The sequence below is a fragment of the Brevundimonas sp. genome (assembly GCF_965278935.1).
Taxonomy (GTDB): domain Bacteria; phylum Pseudomonadota; class Alphaproteobacteria; order Caulobacterales; family Caulobacteraceae; genus Brevundimonas.
This window is the reverse complement of the sequence record NZ_OZ257124.1, coordinates 1211041-1232194: the sequence shown is the minus strand read 5'-3', so window position 1 is coordinate 1232194 and position 21154 is coordinate 1211041. Positions and strand designations below refer to the sequence as shown.

Annotated in this window: 17 protein-coding genes; 9 read left to right on the top strand and 8 right to left on the bottom strand. The window is 67.5% G+C overall.

Annotated features, from left to right (window positions below; all coding sequences use genetic code 11):
• Position 1: 1 nt before the first annotated feature.
• Both ACQY68_RS06085 and ACQY68_RS06080 read left to right on the top strand, forming a co-directional pair.
• Positions 2-781 carry a cyclase family protein gene (locus ACQY68_RS06085; protein ID WP_428152157.1) on the top strand — a complete coding sequence of 260 codons (780 nt, stop codon included), beginning with the start codon at positions 2-4 and terminating at the stop codon, positions 779-781.
• Positions 782-785: 4 nt separating this feature from the next.
• Positions 786-1751: a fumarylacetoacetate hydrolase family protein gene (locus ACQY68_RS06080; RefSeq protein WP_428152156.1), complete on the top strand. Its 966-nt coding sequence runs from the start codon at positions 786-788 to the stop codon at positions 1749-1751.
• A 35-nt stretch (positions 1752-1786) separates the two neighbouring features.
• On the opposite strand, the gene pobA is transcribed toward ACQY68_RS06080, so the two are convergent.
• The 7 genes from pobA to ACQY68_RS06045 form a co-directional block, all read right to left on the bottom strand.
• Complete coding sequence (pobA, locus tag ACQY68_RS06075) at positions 1787-2965, bottom strand: 4-hydroxybenzoate 3-monooxygenase (RefSeq protein ID WP_428152155.1); 1179 nt, start codon at positions 2963-2965, stop codon at positions 1787-1789.
• Positions 2962-3903, bottom strand: coding sequence for a Gfo/Idh/MocA family oxidoreductase (locus ACQY68_RS06070; protein ID WP_428152154.1), 942 nt, complete (start codon positions 3901-3903; stop codon positions 2962-2964). Before ACQY68_RS06070 ends, pobA begins: the two co-directional genes overlap by 4 nt.
• Positions 3900-4751 (bottom strand): class III extradiol dioxygenase subunit beta, encoded by an 852-nt coding sequence (locus ACQY68_RS06065; RefSeq protein ID WP_428152153.1) that lies wholly within the window; start codon positions 4749-4751, stop codon positions 3900-3902. The genes ACQY68_RS06070 and ACQY68_RS06065 overlap by 4 nt, the downstream gene beginning before the upstream one ends.
• Positions 4751-5170: a protocatechuate 4,5-dioxygenase subunit alpha gene (gene ligA / locus ACQY68_RS06060; protein WP_428152152.1), complete on the bottom strand. Its 420-nt coding sequence runs from the start codon at positions 5168-5170 to the stop codon at positions 4751-4753. Before ligA ends, ACQY68_RS06065 begins: the two co-directional genes overlap by 1 nt.
• Positions 5167-6192: an amidohydrolase family protein gene (locus ACQY68_RS06055; RefSeq protein ID WP_428152151.1), complete on the bottom strand. Its 1026-nt coding sequence runs from the start codon at positions 6190-6192 to the stop codon at positions 5167-5169. Before ACQY68_RS06055 ends, ligA begins: the two co-directional genes overlap by 4 nt.
• On the bottom strand, positions 6189-7076 hold the full coding sequence (locus ACQY68_RS06050; RefSeq protein ID WP_428152150.1) for a DUF1932 domain-containing protein: 888 nt from the start codon (positions 7074-7076) through the stop codon (positions 6189-6191). The genes ACQY68_RS06055 and ACQY68_RS06050 overlap by 4 nt, the downstream gene beginning before the upstream one ends.
• 71 nt (positions 7077-7147) lie before the next feature.
• Complete coding sequence (locus tag ACQY68_RS06045) at positions 7148-8314, bottom strand: LysR family transcriptional regulator (protein ID WP_428152149.1); 1167 nt, start codon at positions 8312-8314, stop codon at positions 7148-7150.
• Between the two features lie 99 nt (positions 8315-8413).
• Here ACQY68_RS06045 and ligK point away from each other — a divergent pair, with 99 nt between their 5' ends.
• The 5 genes from ligK (at position 8414) to ACQY68_RS06020 (ending at position 16739) form a co-directional block, all read left to right on the top strand.
• Complete coding sequence (gene ligK, locus ACQY68_RS06040; RefSeq protein WP_428152148.1) at positions 8414-9088, top strand: 4-carboxy-4-hydroxy-2-oxoadipate aldolase/oxaloacetate decarboxylase; 675 nt, start codon at positions 8414-8416, stop codon at positions 9086-9088.
• 70 nt (positions 9089-9158) lie between these two features.
• Complete coding sequence (locus tag ACQY68_RS06035; RefSeq protein ID WP_428152147.1) at positions 9159-10187, top strand: 4-oxalomesaconate tautomerase; 1029 nt, start codon at positions 9159-9161, stop codon at positions 10185-10187.
• Complete coding sequence (locus ACQY68_RS06030; protein ID WP_428152146.1) at positions 10184-11077, top strand: amidohydrolase family protein; 894 nt, start codon at positions 10184-10186, stop codon at positions 11075-11077. The genes ACQY68_RS06035 and ACQY68_RS06030 overlap by 4 nt, the downstream gene beginning before the upstream one ends.
• A gap of 487 nt (positions 11078-11564) precedes the next feature.
• The gene (locus ACQY68_RS06025; protein WP_428152145.1) at positions 11565-13238 is read left to right on the top strand and encodes an MFS transporter; all 1674 of its coding nucleotides are present in this window, start codon (positions 11565-11567) and stop codon (positions 13236-13238) included.
• Between the two features lie 90 nt (positions 13239-13328).
• Positions 13329-16739 (top strand): hybrid sensor histidine kinase/response regulator, encoded by a 3411-nt coding sequence (locus ACQY68_RS06020; RefSeq protein WP_428152144.1) that lies wholly within the window; start codon positions 13329-13331, stop codon positions 16737-16739.
• Positions 16740-16741: 2 nt separating this feature from the next.
• Here ACQY68_RS06020 and ACQY68_RS06015 read toward each other — a convergent pair whose 3' ends face one another.
• Positions 16742-17359, bottom strand: a complete 618-nt coding sequence (locus tag ACQY68_RS06015) for a DNA-binding response regulator (RefSeq protein ID WP_428152143.1) — start codon at positions 17357-17359, stop codon at positions 16742-16744.
• A 139-nt stretch (positions 17360-17498) separates the two neighbouring features.
• Between ACQY68_RS06015 and ACQY68_RS06010 the strand changes: the two genes are divergently transcribed.
• Both ACQY68_RS06010 and acs read left to right on the top strand, forming a co-directional pair.
• On the top strand, positions 17499-18851 hold the full coding sequence (locus ACQY68_RS06010) for a DcaP family trimeric outer membrane transporter (protein WP_428152142.1): 1353 nt from the start codon (positions 17499-17501) through the stop codon (positions 18849-18851).
• Positions 18852-18924: 73 nt separating this feature from the next.
• Positions 18925-20814 (top strand): acetate--CoA ligase, encoded by a 1890-nt coding sequence (gene acs / locus ACQY68_RS06005; RefSeq protein WP_428152599.1) that lies wholly within the window; start codon positions 18925-18927, stop codon positions 20812-20814.
• Positions 20815-21154: the final 340 nt, after the last annotated feature.

The following is a 21154-nucleotide window of genomic DNA, read 5'->3' as shown; positions in this document are numbered from 1 at the left end:
CATGGCCCGCCGCTTCGTCGATCTCTCGATCTTCCTCGACAACGACACGGTTGCCGACCCGCCCTTCATGCGGCCGAAGATCACGTACCAGACCCACGCCGAGACGGTGGTGGAGGCCCAGGCCTTCTTTCCCGGCGTCACGGCCGGGGACTTCCCCGGCGGACTGGGCTTCGCGGCGTCGGAGACCCTGACCCTGACGACCCACAACGGCACCCACATGGATGCGCCGTGGCATTATCACCCGACGATGAACGGCGGCGAGCGCGCCATCACCATCGACGAGGTGCCGCTGGAGTGGTGTTTCCAGCCGGGCGTCAAACTGGACTTCCGCCACCTGCCCGACGGCCATGTCGTCACCGCCGCCCAGGTCGAGGCGGAGCTGGCCCGCATCGGCCATACGCTGAAACCCCTGGAGATCGTCCTGGTCAACACGGCGGCCGGAGCGGCGCTGGGAACCCCCGCCTTTCTCGGAGCCGGCGTCGGCATGGGTTACGAGGCGACCATGTACCTGACCGAGCGCGGCGTGCGCGTCACCGGCACCGACGCCTGGTCCTGGGACGCGCCGTTCAGCCATACGGCCAAACGCGTGGCCGAGACCGGCGACACCTCCCTGATCTGGGAGGGGCACAAGGCGGGCCGGGACATCGGCTATTGCCACATGGAGAAGCTGGCCAACCTCGACGTGCTGCCCGCGACCGGCTTCACCGTGTCCTGCTTCCCGCACAAGGTCCGGGGCGGCTCCGCCGGCTGGACCCGCGCCGTAGCCATCTTCGAGGATTGAGCCGATGAAGCTCGCGACCCTGACCGACGGCAGCCCCGACGGAAGCCTCGTCGTGGTCTCGGACGACACGACCCGGGTTCTGTACGCCGGCCTCGCCTGGCCGACCCTGCAGTCCGCCTTGGAACGCTGGTCAGAAGCCGAGGCGGTCCTTCAGGGTCTGGCGATGCGGCTGCAGGCCGGTGACGGCGTGCCGCTGGTCGCGGACACGCTGCTCGCCCCCCTGCCCCGTGCCTGGCAGTGGCTGGACGGTTCGGCCTTCCGCAGCCACGGCGCCCTGATGGAGAAGCTGTTCGGCACGGCCCCTCCGCCGCCGGGTCGTCCTCTGATGTATCAGGGGCTGTCCCACCGCTTCCTCTCAGCGACTGAGGACGTGCCTCTGCCCCGCGAGGAGGACGGCATCGATTTCGAAGGCGAGTTCGGCGTGATCACCGACTTCGTCCCGATGGGCGTGACTTCCGACCAGGCGATGGGTCACATCAAGCTGGTGGTTCAGATCAACGACTGGTCTCTACGCACCCTCGCGCCAATTGAAATGAAGACCGGCTTCGGCTGGGTTCAGGCCAAGCCTGCGTGTTCCGTGGCGCCTTTCGCCGTGACGCCCGAAGCCTTGGGCGAACACTGGCGCGACGGCCGGGTTCACCTGCCGCTGACCGTGCATTGGAATGGCGAAAAGTTCGGCGCGCCTCTGGGCGGTCTGATGGGATTTGGCTTCCACGAACTGATCGCCCACGCCGCCTCGACCCGCGACCTGTGCGCCGGCACCATTATTGGCTCCGGGACGGTCTCTAATGAGGACTACCGCGAGGTCGGCTCAACCTGCATCGCCGAACGCCGCGCCATCGAAATTCTCGACCAGGGCGCGCCCTCTACCGGCTTCATGAGGTTCGGCGACACGGTGCGAATGGAAGCCATACTGCCGGACGGATCGCCGCTCTTCGGCGTCATCGACCAGCGGGTGGTCGCGGCCTGACCGACCGACCCTCTCCCGGGCGGGAGAGGCAAACACTACAGCGGCAACCCGACGTAGTTCTCGGCGATCGCCGTCTGGGCAGCGCGCGATCCGGCGATATAGTCCAGTTCCGCCTGCTGCATCTGGCGGTCGAAGGCGTCGGTCTCCGGGAACCGGTGCATCAAGGTCGTCAGCTGCCAGCTGAACCGCTCCGACTTCCACACCCGCGCCAATGCCCGGTCGGAGTAGCCGGCGATGCCCTCGGCGTCCCCCGACTTGAAGAAGCGTCCGATCGCCTCCGACAGATAGATCACGTCGGACGCCGCGAGATTCAGCCCCTTGGCCCCCGTCGGCGGCACGATGTGGGCGGAATCACCCGCAAGGAAAAGTGACCCGTGCCGCATCGGCTCGAACACGAACGATCGCAGCGGCGCGATGGATTTCTCGATCGCGGGGCCCCGCGTCATCCGGCTCGCGGCTTCGGGCCCCAGGCGCACGGCCAGCTCGTCCCACAGCCTGTCGTCGGGCCACAGGGCGATGTCCTCATCCACCGGCACCTGGATGTAGTATCGGCTGCGCGTCGGCGACCGCATCGACGCCAGGGCGAAACCGTTGGGATGGTTGGCGTAGATCAACTCGTGATGGCAGGGCGCCACATCGGCCAGAATGCCCAGCCAGCCGAACGGATAGACCTTCTCATAGACCCGCCCCACGCTGTCCGGGATCGCCTTCCTGGACGGCCCATGGAAGCCGTCGCAGCCGCAGACGAACCGCGCGTCGATCCGGTGCTCGACGCCGTCCTTGACGTAGGTCAGCCAGGGCGCGTCGCTTTCGACATCATGCAGCGCGACGTCGCCGGCTTCGTAGACGACCTCCAGCCCCCGCTCCGGCGCCGCCTCCATCAAATCCCGCGTCACCTCGGTCTGGCCATAGACGGTGACCGTCTTGCCGGTCAGACCACCGACGTCGATGTGGATCAGCTTTTCCCCGTCCGCCAGGAAGAACCCGTCGTGCGGCAGCCCCTCGGCCTTCAGCCGCGCATCGATGCCGAGCCGCGCCAACAGGTCGGTCAGGGTCGCTTCCAGCACGCCCGCGCGGATACGGCCCAGCACATAGTCGGCCGAGGCCCGCTCGACGACGACGACCTCGATCCCCTCCATGCGCAACAGGTGGCCGAGCAGCAGCCCGGCCGGCCCGCCCCCGACGATCGCGACCTGGGTCTCGCGCCGCGTCATCCGTTCAGCTGGCGCTCGAGCTGATCCAGCACGCGATAGCAGGGCAGCACCTGAGCCACCGAGCTGTTGGGCTCGCGCCCCTCGCGGATGGCGGCGATGAACTCGCGGTCCTGCAGTTCGATGCCGTTCAGCGAGACGTCGACCTTGGACACATTGACCGGCTCTTCCTTTCCGGTGAACAGGTCGTCGTATCGCGCCAGCCAGGTGCCGGTGTCCCCGATGTAGCGGAAGAAAGTCCCCAGCGGCCCGTCGTTGTTGAACGACAGAGACAGGGTGCAGATCGCGCCGCTCTCGGCCTTCAGCTGGATCGACATGTCCATGGCGATGCCCAGTTCGGGGTGCAGCGGCCCCTCGATGGCGTTGGCCTTGACGATCGGGCCACACTGCCAGGCGAACAGGTCCACGGTGTGGGCGGCGTGGTGCCAGAGCAGGTGGTCGGTCCAGCTACGCGGCTGGCCCTTGGCGTTCATGTTCTTTCTGCGAAAGAAATAGGTCTGGACGTCCATCTGAGAAATGGCCAGCTCGCCGTCGATTACCTTCTTGTGCAGGTACTGGTGGCTGGGATTGAAGCGCCGGGTGTGCCCGACCATGCAGACCAGACCGGTCTCTTTTTGCTTGGCCAGCACGGCTTCTGCGTCGGCCAGACTGTCCGCCAGAGGGATCTCGACCTGGACGTGCTTGCCCGCGTCCATGCAGGCGATGGCCTGGGCCGCATGCATCTGGGTGGGCGTGCACAGGATCACTGCATCGACCTCGGGCAGGGCCAGGGCCTCGGCCAGATCCGTCGTGACGTGGCCGATACCGTATGTTGCGGCGACCGCCTGGGTGGGCTCCAGCGTCCGGCCGATCAGGCTGACGACCTCGACCCCTTCGATCAGCTTCAGCCCTTCGAGGTGTTTTTCACCGAAGGCGCCGGCTCCGGCGAGTGCGATTTTCATGTCTGGTCTCCGATAGGTTCGAGCACGATATGGCCCACCGCCGTGTTGGATGCGGGCACGTGATAGTGGCGGTGCAGCTCGCGGACATCCGCGCCCAGCGCCCCGCGCATGATCAGCCACATGACCATCTCGATGCCTTCCGAGCCGGTCTCGCGCAGGTACTCGATGTGCGGGATGTGACGCAGACGCTGCGGGTCGGCGGTCAGGTCGTCGAGGAAGCGCCGGTCCCAGTCCTGATTGATCAGCCCGGCGCGGGGGCCCTGCAGCTGATGGCTCATGCCGCCCGTGCCCCAGACCTGGACGTTCAGATCCTCGGGGTAGCTGGCGACGGCGCGGGCGATGGCCTCGCCCAGGGCATAGCAGCGATTGCCGGTCGGCGGCGGATAGGTCACCACATTGACCGCCAGCGGCACGACCTTGCACGGCCAGGCCTCGGGCTGGCCGAACATCAGGCTCAGCGGCACGGTCAGGCCGTGGTCGACGTCCATCCGGTTGACGATGGTCATGTCGAACTCGTCGAGAATGCACGACTGGGCGATGTGCCAGGCCAGGTCCGGATCGCCGATGACGTCCGGCACCTTCCGGGGCCCCCACCCTTCGTCGGCCGAGGCGTATCGCTCCGCGCACCCGACCGCGAAGGTCGGGATGAAGTTCATGTCGAAGGCGCTGGCGTGGTCGTTGTAGACCAGGATCACCACGTCGGGCTTCTGGGCCTGTTCCCACGCGCGGGTCCAGTCGTAGCCTGCGAAACAGGGCGCCCAGTAGGGCTCGCTCGTCTTGCCGTGGTCGATGGTCGCGCCCAGGGCCGGGATGTGGCTGGTGGCGACGCCGGCGGTGATGCGGGCCATCAGTAGGGATCCTTCTTCGACCGCAGCCCCACCGGCGAACGGCCGCCCGCGATCATCATGGCCTGATAGTCGGCCTGGCTCATGCCGGTCATGGTGCCGACGGCCTGCAGGAAACTGATCTCGTCGGTGAAGAAGACCTTGGCCAGGAAGTAGATGTTGCCGCCCTGATCCAGCGCGGCGTTGTAATCCCGCCCCAGCACCGCCTGCTTCTGCGCCTCGGTCATCGGCCATTCGTCGAGATAGGCGCGCTCGTCCGCCTTGAACCGCTCGCGGTTGTCGGCCTTCATCAGGGTCATGCAGAACTGGTTCAACCAGTAGCCCTTGCGCGCGCGGGCGGCGGTGAAGACGCGGGTGCCGGGGATATCCTCCAGTTCTTCCAGATAGGCATGGATGTCCTGCTTGGCGGGCTCGCTCGTCATCGACCCTGGCCCTTCAGGATGGAGTCCAGGCGCGGGAAGACGCGTCGCGCATTGCCTTCGAAGATCGCGTGCTTGCGCTCCGTGTCGATATCCAGCGCATCGACATAGCGTTTGGTGTCGTCGAAATACTGGCCCGTCTCCGGGTCGATCCCGCGCACCGCCCCGACCATCTCGGACCCGAACAGGATGTTCCTGGTCTCGATCACTTTGGCCAGCAGATCCACGCCCGGCTGGTGATAGACGCAGGTGTCGAAGAAGACGTTGTTCATCAGATGCCCGGCCAGCGCCGGCTTCTTCAGCATGTCGGCCAGACCCCGGTAGCGCCCCCAGTGGTAAGGCACGGCCCCGCCGCCATGCGGAATGATCAGCCTCAGCGCCGGGAAATCCCTGAACAGGTCGCCCTCGATCAACTGCATGAAGGCGACGGTGTCGGCGGCGATGTAATAGGCGCCGGTCGCATGCAGGGCCGGGTTGCAGCTGCCCGAGACGTGGATCATCGCCGGGACGTCCAGCGCGACCATCTTTTCGTACAGCGGATACCAGTAGCGATCGGTCAGCGGCGGATGCTGGAAATGGCCGCCGCCCGGGTCGGGGTTCAGGTTGCAGCCTATGAAGCCCAGTTCGGTGACGCACCGCTCCAGCTCGGCGATCGAGCCGGCAAGATCGGCCTTGGGCGACTGGGGCAGCATGCAGACCCCGACGAAGGTCTGCGGATACAGACCCACCACCCGCGCGATCAGGTCGTTGCAGCGCCGCGCCCACTCTAGACTGACCGCCTCGTCCCCGACATGGGGCTGCATGGCCGAGGCGCGCGGCGAGAAGATCGTCAGGTCGGCCCCCCGCTCGCGCAGCAGCTTCAGCTGGTTCTGCTCGATGGTCTCGCGGATGTCGTCGTCGGAGATGTCGGGGTAGGCGGGCGCGGGTTCACCGGCCTTGAAGGCGGCCACCTGGGCGTCCCGCCAGGCGTTATGGGTGTCGGGGGCCGTCGTATAATGGCCGTGACAGTCGATGATCAGGGTCATGCGGCTTTCGCCCTTCTGTCTAGGACGGTCGCGATCTTGGCGAGCAGGCCTTCGGGCGGTGATGTCAGGCCCATCGTGCCGATGGTGCCCTGGCGAACCACCGTGCCCCGGCTCATCGATGACCCGACGCCGAGATCGTCGAGGGTACGTACGACCTCTTCCATCTCCGCCGCCCGGCGGGCGCCGTGCACCATCATCCGGTCCAGATTGTAGTCCGTCCGCCGGCCCCAGTCGGCGCCCGGCCAGCTGGCGTCCAGCGAAGCGACGACCTCGTCCAGCACGCCCGCTTCGCTGGCGGCCAGCACGCATTCGGCGCTCAGGGCCTCGATGCCCTTGATCATCACCGAGCGGATCATCTTGATCGACGAGGCGCGGCCGACCTGGGCGCCGACCACGCGGACGTTTGAGAACCCCAGGGACGTCAGAACCTCAGCCGCAGCCTCCGCGCGCGGGCCGCTGACCAGCATCGGAACCGCCAGGGCCGCGGGCTCGACCGGTGACATCACGGCCACGTCGACATAGTGGCCGCCCGCCGCCTCGATGGCCCGTGCGTTGGCGCGCTTCGTCTCCGGCGCGACACTGTTAAGGTCCAGAAACCACGCGCCACGGTCGATAGCCTTCACGGCCTCGACCGCCACCGCATTGGCCTGGTCGGCGGTCACGAGCGACAGGACAATGCTCGCGCCGTCGATGGCCTGACCAGAGGTATCGGCTGCGATGACGCCGCACGCGGCATAGTCCGCCCGCTTGACATGGCGGGTCGTGGAGCTGTCGGTCAGTCGGTCGTAGACGCGAGCGCGCTCGCCCCAGCCGGCGGCGGTCGCGAACGTCCGACCCGCTTCGCCGAAGCCGATCACCGCGATCATGTCGGAGGGCTGGACCATGCGGATGGTCCTAGGCAAGGCCCGCGACCCCAGCCAATCGGATTGTCCCCCGCCCTATCGGAAAATACGAACTATCCGTCTTCAGCGATGATTGCGGCCTGCTCGCCCAGCACATCCAGGAAGCGACGTTGCAGGACCGTCGGTCGCCAGTCCGACCGCGTCGTGACCCCGATGGTCCGGCTGACGTCGCCCGGCGCATCGGCGACCTTGGTCAGCCATCCAGCCTCCAGTTCGACGGCCACCTGGTCTGGCGACAACAGGGTCAGGAAGTCGCTCTGCAACAGCATCTGGCGGATCATGATAACCGACCCGCACTCGATCGGCACGGACGGCGCGACCGCGCCCACAGCCTCGAACATCGCCTGCCACTGGGTGCGTAGAGGGGCGCCGGGCGCTGGGGTGATCCACGGATAGGCCAGCATCTGGCGCGGCGATATCGCGGTCTTTATCCCAGCCAGCGGGTGACCGGCCCGGGCGAGGATGACGGGTCGATCCTCGAACAGCGGCGTCTGGACGATCTCCGCGTCGCTCGTCGAGGGCCGTAGGGCTCCGACCATCAGATCCAGTTCGCCGTCGCGCAGCGGTCCCACCAGTTCGGCATGGGAGCCCTCGATGATCGCGATGTCGATCTCCGGGTGCAGGACGTGAAAGGCTGTCACGGCGGCCGGCAGCAGCCTCGCCCGCGACAGCGGCATGGCGCCCACTGTGATCCGCCCGACCTCCCGCCCCTCCAGCAGGGCGAGTTCCGACATCGCCGATTTCAGCTCCGCTTCGCCCAGCCGGAAGCGCCGGGCGACCACCGCGCCGCGCGTCGTCAGGGCGACACCCCGGCCGCGACGCTCGACCAGGGGATGGCCGATCGTCAGCGACAGATCGCCGACCGCCCGGTGCAGCGACGGCTCCGACAGACCCGTCCGCGCCGACGCCGCGGCGTAGCCGCCGCCAGCCGCCAGGGCCAGAAAGGCGCTGATCTGGGCCGCTGTGGCATGGCGCGCCTCCATCAGCCGGAGCGCCGCCGTCACGCGCGGCGCCAGCACCATCGCCGCCGCGGTCGGCGCCATGCCGGCGGGGCCCCGCTGGAACAGCGACAGGCCGATCTGGCGTTCCAGCTTGGCGATCCCTTGCGTGATCGCGGGCTGGGTCAGGTTGACCACCCGCGCCGCCGCGCTGATGCTGCCGGTTTCGACCACGGCGGCCACCGCGCGCAGATGGCGGACATTCAGTTCGAAGGGGTTCACGCACCGGACTTAGCACAGACTAATGGGTCGGACAGCTTTCCCATTGGCCATCGTCGGTCGCGGCTCGCATCACATGGATGCAACAGGCTGAGGACTTCCATGGCGGGCATCGTCGTTCAGAATATCGAGCGCCCGGCGCTGTCGGTCATCGACGGCCTGGCCGCCTGCGGCGTCGCGACTGTGCATGAGGCGCAGGGGCGGACTGGTCTGCTGGCCCCGCACATGCGGCCGATCTACGCCGGCGCCCGGATCGCGGGATCGGCGGTGACCATCTCGGCGCCCCCCGGCGACAACTGGATGATCCACGTCGCCATCGAACAGCTGAAAGAGGGCGACGTCATGGTGCTGGCCCCGACCAGCCCCTGTTCGGACGGCTATTTCGGCGACCTGCTGGCGACCTCGGCCCAGGCGCGGAAATGCCGGGGGCTGATCATCGACGCAGGCGTCCGCGACGTCCGCGACCTGACCCGGATGAACTTCCCCATCTGGTCCAGAGCGGTCCATGCCCAGGGGACGATCAAGGCGACGCTGGGGTCGGTGAACGTGCCGATCGTCTGCGCCGGAGCGGTGGTGAATCCGGGCGACGTGGTCGTCGCCGATGATGACGGCGTCTGCGTCGTCCCCCGCGCCGAGGCGGCGGACGTCCTTCAAAAGGCTCAGGCCCGCGAGGCTCTGGAGGAGTCCAAACGCACGCGTCTCGCAGCCGGGGAACTCGGTCTCGACCTCTACGACATGCGCGGCAAGCTGGAGCAGATGGGCCTGAAGTATGTCTGACGACGGGCTCAAGCAGCGAGGGGCCGCGCCCCGAGCGATAGCCCAACAAGCCAGCGCGCGCGTGATGTGGATGCGCGGGGGCACGTCGAAGGGCGGCTATTTTCTGGCCGACGACCTGCCCGCTGACACCGCCGAACGTGACGCCTTCCTGCTTCGCAGCATGGGCTCCCCCGACCCGCGCCAGATCGACGGCATGGGCGGGGCCGACCCGCTGACTTCCAAGGTTGCGGTCGTCTGCAGATCAGACCGCGACGGCGCCGATGTGGACTATCTGTTCCTGCAGGTCTTCGTCGATCGGGCGGTCGTCACCGAGCAGCAGAACTGCGGCAACATCCTCGCCGGCGTCGGCCCGTTCGCCATTGAGCGCGGCCTGGTCACCGCGGCCGGCGACGAGACCCCTGTCACCATTTTCATGGTGAACACCGGCCAGATCGCCGTGGCCTCGGTGCAGACTCCCGGCGGCGGCGTGACCTATGCCGGAGACGCCCGCATCGACGGCGTGCCGGGGACCGCCGCGCCTGTCCCGTTGGAGTTCCGCGACACCGCCGGATCCAGCTGCGGCGCCCTGCTTCCCACCGGAAACGCCGTCGACGAGGTCAACGGTGTCCGCGTCACCCTGATCGACAACGGCATGCCCTGCGTCGTGTTCAAGGCCGAGGACGTCGGGGCGACCGGCTATGAAACCCGCGAGTATCTCGACGCCGACGAAACGCTGAAGGCCCGGATCGAAGCCATCCGACTGATCGTCGGGCCTATGATGAACCTGGGCGACGTCACCGACAAATCGGTGCCCAAGATGATGCTGGTCGCGCCCCCCCGGAACGGGGGCGCGGTGACAGTCCGTAGCTTCATCCCCAAACGGGCCCATGCCTCGATCGGCGTGCTGGGCGCCGTCAGCGTCGCCACCGCCTGCCTGATCGAGGGCTCGCCCGCCGCCGAGGTCGCCACCATTCCAGAGGGCCGCCGCAAGACCCTCTCGGTCGAACACCCCACGGGCGAAACGACCTGCGTCCTGGAACAGGACGAAACCGGCGCGGTGATCCGCGCCGCCATGCTCCGCACCGCCCGCAAGCTGATGGATGGGACCGTCTTCGCATGAATGACCGCATCGTCAGCTGGCACGCCGCGCCGTCCAAGCCCACCTATACGCCGCCGCCCGGTGCGGTGGACGCCCATTGCCATGTGTTCGGCCCGATGGCCGATTTCCCCTTCAGCGCCAAGGCCAAATACCTGCCCGAGGACGCCGGGCCGGAGATGCTGTTCGCCCTGCGCGACCACCTCGGCTTCACCCGCAACGTCATCGTCCAGGCCAGCTGCCACGGCACGGACAACGCCGCGACCCTGAACGCCATCGCCAAGTCGAACGGCCTGGCGCGGGGCGTCGCCGTGGTCGATCCCGACATCACCACGGATGCGCTGAAAGCCCTGCACGCAGGCGGCATTCGTGGCGTCCGCTTCAACTTCCTGAAGCGTCTGGTGGATGACGCGCCCAAGGACAGGTTCATCGAGGTCGCCAAGCGAATCCAGGATCTGGGCTGGCATGTCGTCATCTATTTCGAGGCCGACATCCTGGACGAGATGCTGGCCTTCCTCGACGCCATTCCGACGCCCATCGTCATCGACCACATGGGCCGCCCGTCGATGTCCCAGGGCCCGGACGGCCCCGAGATCACCGCCTTCAGGGCCCTGCTCGACAGCCGCGACGATATCTGGACCAAGGTGACCTGCCCCGATCGCCTTTCGGCCCAGGGCGACCCCTGGGATGATTTCGTAGAGGTCGTCCGGCCCTTGGTCGAACGCTACCCCGACCGCGTCCTGTGGGGCACCGACTGGCCCCATCCGAACATGCAGGACGCCATCCCCGACGACGGCCATCTGGTCGATGTCATCCCGCGCATCGCTGTCACGGCAGATCTGCAGCACCGGCTGCTGGCCGCCAATCCGATGCGGCTCTACTGGCCTGAAGAGGCGACTGAGGCCTTGAGATAACCCCGCTGGTGCGACAGCGAACGGCGCCGCAGAACAATGATCAGGTGGTGCGGGCGACCGGGCTCGAACCGGCATGACTTGGGTCAAGAGTTTCCAAGTCATACACGCCAGTATCAAGTAATTGATAATTATGTGGTTTCCATCATAGATCGCTCGGACTTGTGAGAGTGGGTGCGAGTTCAGGCACGGCGATCCGGAGACATGCTAAGGCGTCCGCCGTGCATGGGTCCGCGAAACCGCGCGTGATTGTGCAACGCTGCGAATGCCCTCGTTCATTGTCCAGGCTGCTTTGCACCAGCAGCAGACATACGGGCGGGGGCCGAAAGCGGACATCGACGCGCCGTAGTCTCCTTGACGCGCCTCCGGCGCTTTCGACCAAAGTCGCTCTCTCCAAGGCCGCGACCGGCTGACACAGTTGTCGTGACGTCCGCCTTCGGCGACGCACGTGCAAAACAGCCGAAAAACGGCGAGCTTGGGAGGTTACCAAATGACAGACAGCGCCATCGGCGCGCCGGCTGGACCGGACCACACGATCGACAAGAACGACCGGCTCGTCATCCTGGCGTCCTCGGTGGGCACCGTGATCGAGTGGTACGACTTCTATCTGTACGGCTCGCTCGCAGCGATCATCACAGCCCAGTTCTTCTCGGGCGTGAATGAAACCACCGGCTATATATTCGCCCTGATGGCCTTCGCCGCCGGTTTCGCGGTCCGCCCGTTCGGCGCGGTCTTCTTCGGCCGTCTCGGCGACCTGTGGGGACGCAAGAACACCTTCCTGGTGACGATGATGCTCATGGGTCTGTCGACCTTCATCGTCGGCCTGCTGCCCTCCTATGCCGCCATCGGCATTGCGGCGCCGATCATTCTCGTCGCCATGCGCCTGATCCAGGGCCTGGCCCTGGGTGGGGAATACGGAGGGGCCGCCACCTATGTCGCCGAACACGCGCCGAGGGGCAAACGCGGGTTCTACACCTCCTTCATCCAGATCACGGCCACGGCCGGGCTGGTGCTCAGCCTGCTGGTCATCCTTGGCGTCCGCCTGACGGTCGGCGAGGAAGCCTTCACCGAATGGGGCTGGAGGATTCCCTTCCTGGTCTCGATCCTGCTCTTGGGCGTGTCGCTATGGATCCGCCTGAAACTGGCCGAAAGCCCGTCGTTCAAGCAGATGAAGGCCGAGGGCAAGGGTTCGCCCACCCCCCTGAAGGACTCCTTCATGAAGTGGCCCAACCTGAAGCTGGTGATCATCGCCCTGGTGGGTCTGACCGCCGGCCAGGCCGTCATCTGGTACACCGGCCAGTTCTACGCCCTGTTCTTCCTGGAACGGGTGATGAAGGTCGACGCCACCCTGGTGTACATCCTGCTGGCGGTGGCCCTGCTACTGGCCTCTCCGTTCTTCGTCTTCTGGGGCTGGCTGTCGGACAAGGTGGGGCGCAAGCCGATCATCCTGGCCGGCTGTCTGATCGCGGCGATCACCTATTTCCCGCTGTTCAACCTCCTCACCCAGGCCGCCAACCCGGCCCTGGCCCAGGCGACGGCCTCTCAGCCGGTGACCATCTATGCTGATCCGGCCGACTGTAACGTCCAGTTCGATCCGGTCGGGAAGACGGTGTTCAACCAGTCGTGCGACGTGGCCAAATCCTATGTCGCCAAGGCGGGGATCAACTATACCAATCTCGCGGCTCCGGCCGGGACCGTGGCCGAGGTCCGCATCGGCGACAGCGTCGTGATCCCCAGCTTCCGGGGCGACGTCCTGCCCGCCGCCGAGTTCGCCGCGGAACGCAAGACCTGGGAAGCCGGGCTGGGCGCGGCCCTGGCCACCGCGGGCTATCCCGCCAAGGCCGACAGCGACCAGGTCGACAAGCCCATGGTCGTGCTGATCCTGTTCATCCTCGGCTTCTATGTGACCATGGTGTACGGCCCGATCGCCGCCGCCCTGGTCGAGATGTTCCCGACCAACATCCGCTACACCTCGATGTCGCTGCCCTATCATATCGGCAACGGCTGGTTCGGCGGCTTCCTGCCGACCACGGCCTTCGCCATGGTCGCGGCGACGGGGAACATCTTCTACGGCCTCTGGTACCCGATCATCGTCGCTCTCGCGACGGTCGTGCTGGGCTTCCTGCTGGTCAAGGAAGGCAAGGACGTCGACCTCAACGCCTGATCCTGCTTCGGGCCGAGAGCGGAGGGCGGGGCCACCGGACACGGTCGCCCCGCCCTTTTCCTTTGCGCACACCGCCGCGGAGCGATCTAGATGACGGATATGTTCGCGCCGCTGATCCTGACGCTGGTCGGCGCCTATATGGCGCTGCTGTTCGCCGTCGCCTGGCGCAGCGAGCGGGTCCGCCACCGGACCACCGGTCACTCCCGGCTGTCGCCTTGGGCCTATGCCCTCAGCCTGGCGATCTACTGCACCTCCTGGACCTACTACGGCGCGGTCGGCACGGCGGCGCGCGACGGCTGGGAGTATTTGCCGATCTATCTGGGACCGGCCATCGGACTGGTCGTGCTGTTTCCGATCTGGCGGCGGATCGCGGCGGCTGCCAAGCGCGAGAACATCGGCTCCATCGCCGACTTCATCTCCTCGCGTTACGGCAAGAGCCAGTCGCTGGGGGCCCTGGTCGCCTGCGTCGCCATCGTCGGGTCGTTGCCCTACATCGCGCTGCAGCTGACCTCCCTGTCCATGGCCTGGCAACTGCTGACCGCCGGCACGCCCGTGGCGGGATCGGAAGGCCTGACCGTCAGCGTCATGGCCGCGGTGCTGGCGGGGTTCACCATCCTGTTCGGCGCGCGACGGCCGGATCTGACCGAGCACAACCGGGGCCTGATCCGCGCGGTGGCCCTGGAGTCGGTGATCAAGCTGGCGGCCCTGGTCGCCGTCGCCGTCTTCGCCGCCGCCCTGCTGCTGGGCCTGCGGGATCGAGGAGCGCTCGTCGGGGCACTGGGCGACCTCGCCGCGCCTCCGGTGATCGACGCCCGCTTCATCGCCATCACCCTGCTGGCGACCCTGGCCGTCTTCTGCCTGCCGCGACAGTTCCATGTCGGCTTCGTGGAGGCGGCGGCGCCGGCCGACATCCGCCGCGCCCGCTGGGCCTTCCCGACCTACCTCCTGCTCACCAGCCTGGCCGTTCTTCCGATCGTGGCGGCCGGTCGATTGTTCGCCGGAGTGGGCAATCCGGACCTGTTCGTCCTCGATCTGCCGTTCCAGCACGGCGCGCGAGCCCTGACGGCCGTCGTCTTCCTTGGCGGCTTCTCGGCGGCGACCGCCATGGTCATCGTCGAGACCGTGGCGCTGTCGGCCATGGCGTCCAACAGTCTGATCCTGCCGCTGCTCGCCCGCGACCGCTGGGCCGCGCGGGAAGCGGCCTCCGACATGGCCGACGTCATTCTCCAGGTTCGCCGTATCGTCATCTGCGTGATCCTGTTCCTGGCCTGGCTGTACTTCCAGGCCAGCGACCGGTCTTCCGGTCTGGCCTCGATCGGCCTGACCTCCTTTGCCGCGCTGGCGCAATTGGCCCCGGCCCTGTTCGGCGCCGTGCTCTGGCGGGGCGGCCATGCGACCGGCGCCTTCGCGGGCCTCGTCGTGGGTTCCGTAATCTGGCTGATCTTCCTCGCCCTGCCACAGATCGGCCCTGCATTGGGGTCGGGTCCGATCGCTCCCCTCGGCCTGTCCGATCCCCTGCCGTTCGGCGTTCTGTTCAGCCTGGCGGCCAACACCCTGGTCTTTGTTCTGGTCTCGCGCGCCGTGCGACCCCGCCTGATTGATCGGGTCCAGGCCCGCGCCTTCGTCGACCGGGTCAGCCAGGACTGGCGCGAACAGAGCACGGCGCCGTCCGGAGCCTCGATCGGTGACCTGCGGACCCTGGTCGCCCGGTTCGTCGGCGACGCAGGGGCGAACCGCGCGTTCGATGCTTTCGCGCGAGAGACCGGTCGGGTCTTCCGTGACAGCGACCCGGCCGACGCCGGCCTGGCACGGGCGGCCGAGCGGATGCTGGCGGGGGCGGTCGGGGCGTCCTCGGCCCGACGCGTCATCTCTGCCGCCTTGGCCGGCGGCGGGCGCGCGCCGGAGGACGTCGTGCGGATGCTCGACGAGGCGTCCCAGGCGGTGCAGTTCAATCGCGAGCTGCTGCAGGCGACCCTGGACAATATCGACCAAGGCGTCAGCGTGGTCGACGAAGACCTGCGGCTGATCGCCTGGAACGCCCGCTATGTGGACCTGTTCGACCTGCCGGCCGGCTTCGTCCACGTCGGTCAGCCCGTCGCCGCCGTCTATCGCCTGAACGCCGAGCGCGGGGAGGTCGGAACCGCCGACATGGAGGCCTGGGTCGAGCGACGGCTGGACGCCCTTCGCCGCCGCGAACCCCATGACCACGAGCGCGCCCAGCCCAACGGCCGGATCCTGAAGTCGACCGGCGCGCCCATGTCCGGCGGTGGTTACGTCACCTCCTACACCGACATCACCGAACTGCGCCGTGCCGCCCAGGCGCTGGAAGAGGCCAACGAACAGCTCGAGGCGCGCGTCGCCGACCGCACCGAACGCCTGAACGAGGCGCTGCAGACGGCGGAGGACGCGGTCGCCTCCAAGACCCGGTTCCTGGCCGCCGCCAGCCACGACCTGCTGCAGCCCCTGCACGCCGCGCGCCTGTTCATCGCCGCCCTCAAGGACGAACCGACAGCGAGCGGCGACACCGGGGCGCGGACCCTGGCCGACAATGCAGACCGGTCGATCGAAAGCGCCCACGGCCTGCTGATGGCCTTGCTGAACCTGTCGCGGCTGGAAGCCGGCGGCGTGCGGCCGACGGTGGTCCCTCTGTCGATTGAAAGCCTGTTCATCGATCTGCGGCGCGAGTTCACGCCTGTCGCCGCCGCCAAGGGGCTGGACCTGCGCATCGTCGGCTCCAGCGCCTGGGTGGCGTCGGACCGCGACCTGCTTCGCTCGCTGTTGCAGAACCTGATCGGCAACGCCCTGCGCTACACCGATAAGGGCAGGGTGCTGGTCGGCGTCCGCCGTGCGGGGCCCGACGTTCGCATCGAGATTCGCGACACCGGCCGGGGCATACCCGCAGACAAGCAGGAGCTGATCTTCACCGAGTTCACCCGGCTGCCCGGTCGTGGCGGCGACGACGTCGGCGCGGGGCTGGGTCTGGCCATCGTCCGCAGGGTCGCGGACCTGCTGGAGCATCCGCTGGGCCTGTGGTCGCGACCGGGCCAGGGCGCCTGTTTCACCGTCGCCACGCCCCGCGCGCAGCCGGGGCCGTCGGAAACGCATGCGCCGGGCGCCATCGATCGGCCGCGCACCGCCATGACGGGGCTGCGTGTGCTCTGTGTCGACAACGAGCCGGCCATTCTTCAGGGCCTGGAGGCTCTGCTGGGCCGCTGGGGACTGACGCCGGTCACGGCGCCTGACGCCGGGACGGCGCTGGCGCTGTCCGGACCGTTCGACGCCGCCCTGATCGATCTGCATCTGGGCGACGGCCCGGATGGTCTGGCTTTGATCACCGCTCTGCGGGCCCGAGGGTTGACCCATCTCGCCCTGATCACCGCGGACACCGACGAAACGATCCCTGCGCGCGCCGCCGCCTGTGGGGCCGCCGTGATGCCCAAGCCGGTCAAACCCGCGACGCTGAAGGCCTTCCTGTCCCGGCGGCAGACACAGGACCGATAGGATCAGGTCTCCAGCGACAGGGCGCGGGCGACGATGACCGCCTGGGTGCGGTTCTGAACCCCCAGTTTGCGAAACACGCCGGTCAGATGCGCCTTGATCGTCGCCTCCGTGACCCCCAGGTCGAAAGCGATCTGCTTGTTCAGCCGCCCCTGCTGCAGGCCGATCAGGATCTTCAGCTGCGACGGCGTCAAGGTGGCGATCCTCTGCTCGATAGGGTCGCCTTCCGGCGTTTCAGGGATGACCGGCGCCCAGGTGTCTCCCGCCAGGATCGCCGTCAGCGCTTCCACCATCTCTGCCAGGGTCGCCGATTTTGGGATGAAGCCTGCCGCGCCGAAGGCCAGGGCCCGGGCTATCGTGGCCCCGTCCTCGCTGGCCGAGACCACGACCACGGGGACGGCGGGAAAGTCGCTGCGGACACCCGCCAGCCCGGCGAAGCCCTCGCTGTCCGACAGGCGCAAATCCAGCAGCAACAGATCGACCGGCCCCCGGCCGAGAGCTTCGCGTGCACCGGCCAGACTGGGCGTTTCCTCTACCGCAGCGCCGGGGGCGGCTCGCGCGATTGCCGAACCGAGAGCGGCGCGGAACAGGGGATGATCATCGGCCACGATGATGCGGTCCATGCGGCGCTTCTCCTTCGGCGCGGTACTGTGACACCCCTCGACTTTGGTCGAAACTAGACCTTTGGCTAATGGTCGCGCAGGGGCAAGGTCCAAGAGAGTGTCTTCGGAGGATCGCATCAGACGAACCCGGGAGGACACCATGATCAGACGGACCCTGATGGGCGCCAGCGCGGCCCTTGCCTTGCTCACGTCGCCTGCCATCGCCTTCGCCCAGGATGCCCGGACGCTGGAAGCCCGGATCGCCCTTCTGGAGGCCCAGCTGGCCGAGCTGAGGTCCGAGATTGTCGCCTCACGCACTCAGCAGGTGGCGCAGCAGGAAGCGGTCAGCCGGGATATCATCCGCATCGAGCAGGTCGCGGCCGCCCCGCCCGCGCCGCCACCGGCCCCCGCCGACGGCTTCCGGATCGGCAACAACACCGTCAAGTTCGGCGGCTTCGTGAAGGCCGACTTCATGACCTCGAGCTACGACGGCGGCGACCCGGCGAACGGCGACCTTCTGCGCGATTTCTATCTGCCTGGCGCGATCCCGGTCGGCGGCGCGGACGAGAGCACGGCGACCGACTTCAACGCGCGCCAGACGCGGTTCTGGCTCGCCACCGACGGCATGCTGGGCGGCCGCAAGGTCGCCACCCGGGTCGAGATGGATTTCCAGGTTCTTCCGGGCACGGGCGACCAGCGCACCACCAGCCCGTCCACCCTGTCCCTGCGTCGCGCCTTCATCACCGTGGACAACTGGCTGTTCGGCCAGGAGTGGACCAACTTCCAGAACCTCTCCGTCCTGCCGGACACCGCCGACTACATCGGCCCCAGCGAAGGCACCGTCTTCGCCCGCCAGGTCCAGGCCCGTTACACCCGCGGCCCCTTCTCGATCTCGATCGAGAACCCCGAGACCACGGTCACGCCCAACCTCGCCGCGACGCGGATCATCGCCGACGACAACAGCCTTCCCGACGTCACGGCCCGCTATGTCCTGACGCGGCCGTGGGGCGAGGCGTCGCTGGCGGGCATCGTGCGCCAGCTCGCCTATGAGACCACCGGCGCGGGCGCGATCGATTCTTCGACCCTGGGCTGGGGCCTGTCCGCCGCCGCCAAGGTCAAGGTGGGGGAGAAGGACGACCTGCGGGTCATGCTGTCCGGTGGGGAGGGCATCGGCCGCTACGTCGGCCTGAACTTCGCCAACGACGCCGTGCTGGATGCGTCCGGCGAGTTGGAAGCGATCGGCCTGATCGCCGGCTTCGCCAGCTATCGGCACATCTGGACGCCACAGTGGCGTTCGAACCTGACCTGGTCGTTCCAGGACGTCGACAACGACCGGTCGCTCATCGGCCTGGCCACCAACAAATCGGCCAGCAGCCTGCGCGGCAACCTGATCTGGACTCCCCTGCCCGCACTGGATGTCGGGGCTGAGCTGATGTTCGGCGAGCGGGAACTGGAATCGGGCGCCTCGGGTGAGCTGACCCGTCTGCAGATCTTTGTGAAGTACGGTTTCTGACGCTGAAGGCCGACACGATTTGACTGATCCTGACCTGTACCCCGTGTCCGCCGAATGGGCCGCGCGCGCCCGGATGGACGCCGCCGGCTATGAGGCCGCGCGGATCGCGGCGCGCGAGACGCCGGACGCCTATTGGGCCGAACAGGCGAAGCGGCTGGACTGGATCACGGCGCCGAGCGTCATCAAGGACGTGTCGTTCGCCAGGGACGACTTCCGCATCCGCTGGTTCGCCGACGGGGTTCTGAACGTCGCGTACAACTGCATCGACCGTCACCTGGCCGAACGGGCGGATCAGACGGCGATCCTGTTCGAGGGCGACGATCCGTCGGTCTCGGGCGCCATCACCTATGCGGAACTGCACCGCCAGGTTTGCCGCATGGCCAATGTGCTAAAGGACCTCGGCGTCGTGAAGGGCGACCGGGTGACGATCTATCTGCCGATGATCCCGGCGGCGGCGGTGGCCATGCTGGCCTGTGCGCGCATCGGGGCCGTTCATTCGGTCGTGTTCGGCGGGTTCTCGCCTGACAGCATCGCCGGGCGGATCGAGGACTGCGGTTCGAAGATCGTCATCACGGCCGACGAAGGGCTGCGGGCGGGGAAGAAGATCCCGCTGAAGGCCAATGTCGACGAGGCCCTGACCAGGGTGGCGGTCGACAAGGTTCTGGTCATCGCCCACACCGGCGCGGACGTGCCGATCGTCGAGGGTCGCGACGTGCGGTTCGAGGAGGCGGTGGCCGGCGTGTCGGACGACTGTCCGTGCGAGCCGATGAACGCCGAGGACCCGCTGTTCATCCTCTACACCTCGGGCTCGACGGGCAAGCCCAAGGGGGTGCTGCACACTACCGGCGGCTATCTGTTCTGGGTGTCGTGGACGCATGAGCTGGTGTTCGATTATCGGCCCGGCGAGGTCTTCTGGTGCACGGCCGACGTGGGTTGGGTCACGGGGCACAGCTACGTCGTCTACGGCGCCTTGGCGAATGCGGCGACGACCCTGATGTTCGAGGGCGTGCCCAACTATCCGGACAACCGCCGCTTCTGGCAGGTGGTGGACAAACACAAGGTCGAGATCTTCTACACCGCCCCCACCGCCCTGCGGGCCCTCATGCGCGACGGGGACGCGCCGGTGCAGGCGTCGAGCCGCAAGTCGCTGCGGGTGCTCGGCACGGTCGGGGAGCCGATCAACCCGGAGGCCTGGCGCTGGTATCACGAGGTGGTCGGCGACGGCCGGCTGCCGATCATCGACACTTGGTGGCAGACCGAGACGGGCGGGGCCCTGATCGCTCCCCTGCCCGGCGCGACGGACCTGAAGCCGGGCTCGGCGACCAGGCCGCTACCGGGCGTGGAGCTGGAGCTGGTCGATGCGGAGGGCGCCGTGCTCGACGGCGCGGCCTCGGGCAACCTGTGCATCACCGACAGCTGGCCGGGCCAGATGCGCACCGTCTGGGGCGATCACCAGCGGTTCTTCGACACCTATTTCAGCGCCTATCCCGGCAAGTATTTCACCGGCGACGGCTGCCGCCGCGACGAGGACGGCTATTACTGGATCACGGGCCGGGTGGACGACGTCATCAACGTCTCGGGCCACCGGATGGGCACGGCCGAGGTCGAGTCGGCGCTGGTCCTGCACGAAGACGTGGCCGAGGCGGCCGTGGTCGGCTTCCCCCACGACATCAAGGGTCAGGGCATCTACGCCTATGTGACGCTGAACGCGGGCGTCGAGCCGCACGACGATCTGAAGAAGGCGCTGGTCGCCCATGTCAGAAAGGAGATCGGGCCCATCGCCGCGCCCGATGCGATCCAGTGGGCGCCGGGGCTGCCGAAGACCCGGTCGGGCAAGATCATGCGGCGGATCCTGCGCAAGATCGCCGAGAACGACCTAGGGTCGCTGGGCGATACGTCGACCCTGGCAGACCCGTCGGTGGTCGATGATCTGGTCAGGAGCCGTGCGTCGCCGACACGGTGATCGATGGTATTTTCAGCGACAGGCGAACAGGCGAAGCGGCTTTTCGGTCCTCGTCGAACAGCACCTCCCGGAAGCGAATTGACGATCCGCTTGCTGCAGAGCGACGACCCACCCTGACCGCCGGCCTGCCTGCGACGGTCAACGTCAGGATCGCAAACCGGTAGCTTCCTCGGTTACATCTTCGGCCTCTCACGGACGCCTTCAGCCGCGCCGGGCGGGGTGCGACCGCCCCAATTTGGCGACAGCGACGCCGCCGTCGGCCAATTCTACGCCAATGGCATCCTGGTCGGCGACGCCCGAGCGACGCGCGCGATGCGCCGTAGTCAAATCGGAGATATCG

Excerpts from the sequence above, each read along its gene's own strand:
- ACQY68_RS06030 (WP_428152146.1), top strand. The coding sequence starts at position 10,184 with ATGAATGACCGCATCGTCAGCTGGCACGCCGCGCCGTCCAAGCCCACC.
- ACQY68_RS06035 (WP_428152147.1), top strand. The coding sequence starts at position 9,159 with ATGCGCGGGGGCACGTCGAAGGGCGGCTATTTTCTGGCCGACGACCTG.
- ACQY68_RS06070 (WP_428152154.1), bottom strand. The coding sequence starts at position 3,903 with ATGAAAATCGCACTCGCCGGAGCCGGCGCCTTCGGTGAAAAACACCTC.
- ACQY68_RS06010 (WP_428152142.1), top strand. The coding sequence starts at position 17,499 with ATGATCAGACGGACCCTGATGGGCGCCAGCGCGGCCCTTGCCTTGCTC.
- ligK (WP_428152148.1), top strand. The coding sequence starts at position 8,414 with ATGGCGGGCATCGTCGTTCAGAATATCGAGCGCCCGGCGCTGTCGGTC.
- ACQY68_RS06020 (WP_428152144.1), top strand. The coding sequence starts at position 13,329 with ATGACGGATATGTTCGCGCCGCTGATCCTGACGCTGGTCGGCGCCTAT.
- ACQY68_RS06025 (WP_428152145.1), top strand. The coding sequence starts at position 11,565 with ATGACAGACAGCGCCATCGGCGCGCCGGCTGGACCGGACCACACGATC.
- ACQY68_RS06085 (WP_428152157.1), top strand. The coding sequence starts at position 2 with ATGGCCCGCCGCTTCGTCGATCTCTCGATCTTCCTCGACAACGACACG.
- ACQY68_RS06015 (WP_428152143.1), bottom strand. The coding sequence starts at position 17,359 with ATGGACCGCATCATCGTGGCCGATGATCATCCCCTGTTCCGCGCCGCT.
- ACQY68_RS06055 (WP_428152151.1), bottom strand. The coding sequence starts at position 6,192 with ATGACCCTGATCATCGACTGTCACGGCCATTATACGACGGCCCCCGAC.
- ACQY68_RS06050 (WP_428152150.1), bottom strand. The coding sequence starts at position 7,076 with ATGGTCCAGCCCTCCGACATGATCGCGGTGATCGGCTTCGGCGAAGCG.
- acs (WP_428152599.1), top strand. The coding sequence starts at position 18,925 with ATGGACGCCGCCGGCTATGAGGCCGCGCGGATCGCGGCGCGCGAGACG.
- ligA (WP_428152152.1), bottom strand. The coding sequence starts at position 5,170 with ATGACGAGCGAGCCCGCCAAGCAGGACATCCATGCCTATCTGGAAGAA.
- ACQY68_RS06065 (WP_428152153.1), bottom strand. The coding sequence starts at position 4,751 with ATGGCCCGCATCACCGCCGGCGTCGCCACCAGCCACATCCCGGCCCTG.
- ACQY68_RS06080 (WP_428152156.1), top strand. The coding sequence starts at position 786 with ATGAAGCTCGCGACCCTGACCGACGGCAGCCCCGACGGAAGCCTCGTC.
- pobA (WP_428152155.1), bottom strand. The coding sequence starts at position 2,965 with ATGACGCGGCGCGAGACCCAGGTCGCGATCGTCGGGGGCGGGCCGGCC.